This window comes from Pantoea sp. alder81 (genome assembly GCF_020179835.1).
In the GTDB taxonomy this organism is placed as follows: Bacteria; Pseudomonadota; Gammaproteobacteria; order Enterobacterales; family Enterobacteriaceae; genus Pantoea.
In genome coordinates, this window is record NZ_JAIUDA010000029.1 from 1 (window position 1) to 1,313 (window position 1,313).

At 51.6% G+C, this 1,313-nt stretch carries 1 rRNA gene; it reads left to right on the forward strand.

The annotated features are described in order from the left end of the window. Positions 1 to 142 precede the first annotated feature (142 nt). Positions 143 to 1,313: ribosomal RNA gene (locus LBW88_RS26435) — 23S ribosomal RNA — on the forward strand; the annotation flags it as partial.

Consider the following 1,313-nt stretch of genomic DNA (forward strand, 5'->3'; position numbering starts at 1 on the left):
TGCTCTTTAACAATCCGGAACAAGCTGAAAATTGAAACGACACGTCGCGTTCATTCTCCGTAATAAGAATGAATAAACGATGTGTTCGAGTCTCTCAAATGCTTGCAGTCTGCATGCGTTGTAAAACGCCTGTGGGTTGTGAGGTTAAGCGACTAAGCGTACACGGTGGATGCCCTGGCAGTCAGAGGCGATGAAGGACGTGCTAATCTGCGTAAAGCGTCGGTAAGGTGATATGAACCGCTACAGCCGACGATGTCCGAATGGGGAAACCCGGTGCACTCTGTGCATCATCGCAACATGAATACATAGTGTTGCGAGGCGAACCTGGGGAACTGAAACATCTAAGTACCCAGAGGAAAAGAAATCAACCGAGATTCCCCCAGTAGCGGCGAGCGAACGGGGAACAGCCCAGAACCTGAATCAGTTTGTGCATTAGTGGAAGCGTCTGGAAAGTCGCAGGGTACAGGGTGATACTCCCGTACACAAAAATGCACATACTGTGAGTTCGAAGAGTAGGGCGGGACACGTGGTATCCTGTCTGAATATGGGGGGACCATCCTCCAAGGCTAAATACTCCTGACTGACCGATAGTGAACCAGTACCGTGAGGGAAAGGCGAAAAGAACCCCGGCGAGGGGAGTGAAACAGAACCTGAAACCGTGTACGTACAAGCAGTGGGAGCCTTGATTTATCAGGGTGACTGCGTACCTTTTGTATAATGGGTCAGCGACTTATATTCTGTAGCAAGGTTAACCGTATAGGGGAGCCGCAGGGAAACCGAGTCTTAACTGGGCGTTAAGTTGCAGGGTATAGACCCGAAACCCGGTGATCTAGCCATGGGCAGGTTGAAGGTTGGGTAACACTAACTGGAGGACCGAACCGACTAATGTTGAAAAATTAGCGGATGACTTGTGGCTGGGGGTGAAAGGCCAATCAAACCGGGAGATAGCTGGTTCTCCCCGAAAGCTATTTAGGTAGCGCCTCGTGAACTCATCTTCGGGGGTAGAGCACTGTTTCGGCTAGGGGGCCATCCCGGCTTACCAACCCGATGCAAACTGCGAATACCGAAGAATGTTATCACGGGAGACACACGGCGGGTGCTAACGTCCGTCGTGAAGAGGGAAACAACCCAGACCGCCAGCTAAGGTCCCAAAGTCATGGTTAAGTGGGAAACGATGTGGGAAGGCACAGACAGCCAGGATGTTGGCTTAGAAGCAGCCATCATTTAAAGAAAGCGTAATAGCTCACTGGTCGAGTCGGCCTGCGCGGAAGATGTAACGGGGCTAAACCATGCACCGAAGCTGCGGCAGCGAC